At 44.8% G+C, this 3,977-nt stretch carries 1 protein-coding gene; it reads right to left on the minus strand.

Going from position 1 to position 3,977, the window contains the following annotated elements; all coding sequences use genetic code 11:
• Positions 1-3,484, minus strand: a 3,484-nt coding sequence (locus OB13_RS12495) for a patatin-like phospholipase family protein (RefSeq protein ID WP_461490502.1), incomplete at its 3' end; no start/stop codon positions are given.
• Positions 3,485-3,977 lie beyond the last annotated feature (493 nt).

Here is a 3,977-nt window from a genome sequence, read left to right on the forward strand (position 1 = left end):
GTAGCGCTGTCTCTATAATGTGAAGCCCCAGCCGTCGATAGCTCTCAAACTGTGATTCATCAAAAAACTGATCACCGGTCGATTGATGGGGGAAAGCCGGATTGGAGAGGGAATACTCCCGTACATCTGCGGGTTCATTGCCGGTCAAGGAGGATTTTAAATAAACCAATGTGCCGGAGGGCCTGTTCTTCGGATCGCCGGGATAGCATATGGTTCCTATCGCATAGTGTTCCGGTGAAAAATTGGTGACTGGATCACGTTTGACTATCTGAGTTAAATCAATGTTGACTTCTACTCCAAAATCTATCCTGCACCGGCGGATGGTGTTGGCCAAACCGTCACAACTGAGTTCCGCATCCTGTTCGCTATCACTTAGGACGATGAGCCGACACCTACGACGGATCAATTCGTAAAGGCCCATGTTATCAAAATGCCCTCCATCTGTCAGGCATACATACTGGTCCTGCGTACTGGACCTTCCCATCAACTCTGAAAAAACATAGGCAAGACCGAAATGAGGGTCAGCACTTTCCCAGGTATCGCGGCGGGGGTTTCCCATCCACCACCCAAGCCTGACATTGAAGGCAGTAAGTAACAAGGCGGTAGCAGAAGAAGAATGATGCCCTTGGTTGGGATTGACAGCAGCGCCTGAAATGGCCATAGCCGTTCCAAGTGTAGGACCTTTGGGATAAGCATACCCTTTTGTTGGCCGGTACCCATACTCGTAGAACCTCCTGATGGAACCACCTGAGGCCCGGGTCCTTGCAATATCAAATCCACAGAATAGGGGTGTGAAAACAAAAGACTCTGCCTTACGATCCTGACGGTCCAGATCTGTAACCCGGGTAGCGTTCAGCGTCGCATTCAAAATCGGATACGGACCATGGTAACCATCTTTGACTAATAACTTGGATAGCTTTATATCATCCTCCTTATCAAAGCCGGTGAATTGATTTGCCGTCTGTTCCCGGTGGGAATACCGTCTGGATGCTCCCAGGTACGCTCGTACTAGCCGGTTTCTGTAAAAGTGGTGCATTGAGAACTCGTTTACCCCGACGCGCCAAGCGAGTAGATAAGATACCGCGGCTAGAATAATAGTGCAAGTAAGCAGAATCCGCCAGTCTGAATACAAAGGATTTAGATTTGTTCCAAACTGCTTGAACCAGGAAAAATCTGATGTAAACAGAAAATGCAATAACCTATAAGTAAGCTTGGATGCCAGGATCAATAAGCCGATGACAAACGCATAGGGAGCTATCCGCACCAACATGTCTAACCAGTAATGTCTCGGGTTTAAAGGCCCTCCTCCTGCGGGTGTTTTGGCACTAAAAGCAACTTTGACTGCTGCCCCTACCAATACAGCCCATCCTCCGATTGTCACATAGCCTATTTCAAATTTATCTGCTGCCATAACGAGAAGTTCCTCCCCAATGAAAACAGCTCCTGATAGCAACAACCACAAGAATGCGATCCGGTGGGCCATGCCCCCCACACGCCCCCACCATTCCCGGCGCTCGTCCGGAAACAGGTTTCCCAATAGCGCCATCCGTATTACAACGGTCAAGCTTAATACTTCCATCACCAAAGGGATCCCTAAACTGAACGCAATTTTCCCCATAAAAGCCTTAGGCAAGAAATACGCTTCAAAGTTCTTGTAAAACAGGTCGATTGACAGTCTCTTGTCCTGAGAAGGCTCTGCTCGTGAAAGATTGGCCTTAGAATCGTTGCTATACAATCCGATATTTTCTATAATCTCCCAAATCATGGCAAGAAGCACTAGACCTGACAAAGCGGCTATACCGGAGGCAACAAGAATGATAAAGAGTAGCCGTGCCTTTCTCCAATTGCTTTTAGTAGCAGGCATACAAGTGTCATAGCGCCCAATCAAGGCTACGAGTAAGAGACATCCCATACCTACTATGGCAGCCGTGAAAAGAAGTTTTATTTTACCTTCGAATTCCGTCTCGATAATCCCACCGGCAAACAACCATCCGCTGACTAGATAAGCTGCAACCAAGCTTAAAAAAAGCAATAGACCTGCTAAAAAAGAAGTCTTTTTTGTCTTAACCGGACTCAGTAAAAAATCTGATTTGTGAAAGGAATGCATGGCCAATCCTGCCAATAAAGCACCTGGCAGGAGCAATGCGAAACTTGCCAGTAAAACATTTGGAAAGGTTACATCTACGTACCAGACTACCTCATGCCTCCATACGCTGAACAAAGTATAGCCTCCAGTAAGAATGCTACAAAACAAAAGCAATATGATCATCAAGTTGAGCAGCGTATTTCGTAGCCAGGTCATACCCATTGTCCAGGAGTCAATTGACATGATTCCGGCATTCGGTGTGAGGTAGTTGCTGTACATGCGTAACCACCGGATAGGCCGAACTTCTTCCCCACGAGGATCCATTGATTTATCAAAATTCAGCCTGTCGATGACATTATATATGGACCGCTCCCGCTTGATCCACGCAGCAAGCCAGGAACCAATATAACCTCCTCCGGAAACGGCGGATAGATAGTCAAACTTAGTCAGAAGTTCTGCCTTCGCTAATCCTTGAAGGATTCCCAGATTAAAAGTAGCCGACCGGATCCCTCCCCCCGATAATGCTAAGGCATATAGTTTCATCGCTTCTGCATGACGAAGCGGATCATCAGGATAATTATTTGATTGAGTCTGATTGTGGTTTTCCAGTTCGTAGCGCTTTCGTCGGCTTTCCTCTATTTCTTTAAGCTCTGCGTTGAAAATAACTTCAAAAGGCAGTGGAATCTTTTTCGCAAGTAAACTATTAAACAACTTTTCATCTGATAGCAACAAATCCTCCGCTTTGAGGTCGGTATTTGATTGCCTCCATTCATTAAACAGGTACAATTCATTCCGGGTGAACAGCCTAATCGCCCTTTCGTTTGGCAACCTCCATTCTTGTAATAACCGCTGCTGTTTAGGATTGTATTTATCTCCTCCCAACGCCAAAACAACCAACATGGGCAAGTAATGAATGGCTTGCGCTAGTTCTACCCGGTCTTGAGGGGTAGCGTATAAAACGGAGCGGACTGTCTCACGCCACTGATGTGGTGCCGGAGAAAAATGGTGTATTGATGTATAGTCTACCAGGACAGATTTATTATAATCAGACACATCAACAAGCGAAATATAATGCCGCAGCTTTGTCTTCAGCACATCCTCCCTGTTTTGGAGCCACTTCATGAGCCCTGCGGCCCGCTCCAGGAGCAAGTCAACTGCTGTGATGCCATCAGGCTTTCTGTCACATACCCACACAAGTTCAATTGCCCGTTGTTGATAGACCTTATTGCCTTGGGCTTTGTTGCGTAATTCGTTCAGCACATGGAAAATGGGAACATTGAGCAGGGGGATCATGATATCCTTTCGGGTACAGGACTTTATAGCGGCTTGGTCAATGGTGTCCTGTATTAAGGTTATGAAGGATACGGTACGGGCAGTCAAATCTAAAACAACACCCATTACTTAAAATGTTTAATATTAAAAACACCCTTAATCAGTCACACAGAGACTTATATTTGCTCCTGTTAAAGGGAACAATTTGCCTCCCGTTGCCTTTCTCCTTTCTTCATTCTTATATTTTTATAGGATAATAGAGTGGGCATAAACTAATTAGATCTGAAACCCATCTTTCAAAAAATCTTCATAGAAATCCGTCATTTTAACACCAGCACATTTGGTATTGCGTTTCCTGTGACGTTCAATAAATTTGCTGAAGGGTGCTGCTCTACAGTGAGGGATAGTAATTACAACTTGTTTTGTATTTTCCAGAGTGGTTGAAAATACGAAGGAGGAAATGCTCTTATGTTACTTCTTATGTAGAGACGTTTACGTAAATTAATAAAATTATGTTTTATATTGGTATGGTTAAAAATAACAACTTAAGGATCAGTTGGCTAAGTGCTTAAAAGACCAGTTGAATATACCTGAAAACCAGACAAAGAGGAAAAAAGAG

Source organism: Pontibacter sp. HJ8, from assembly GCF_054824225.1.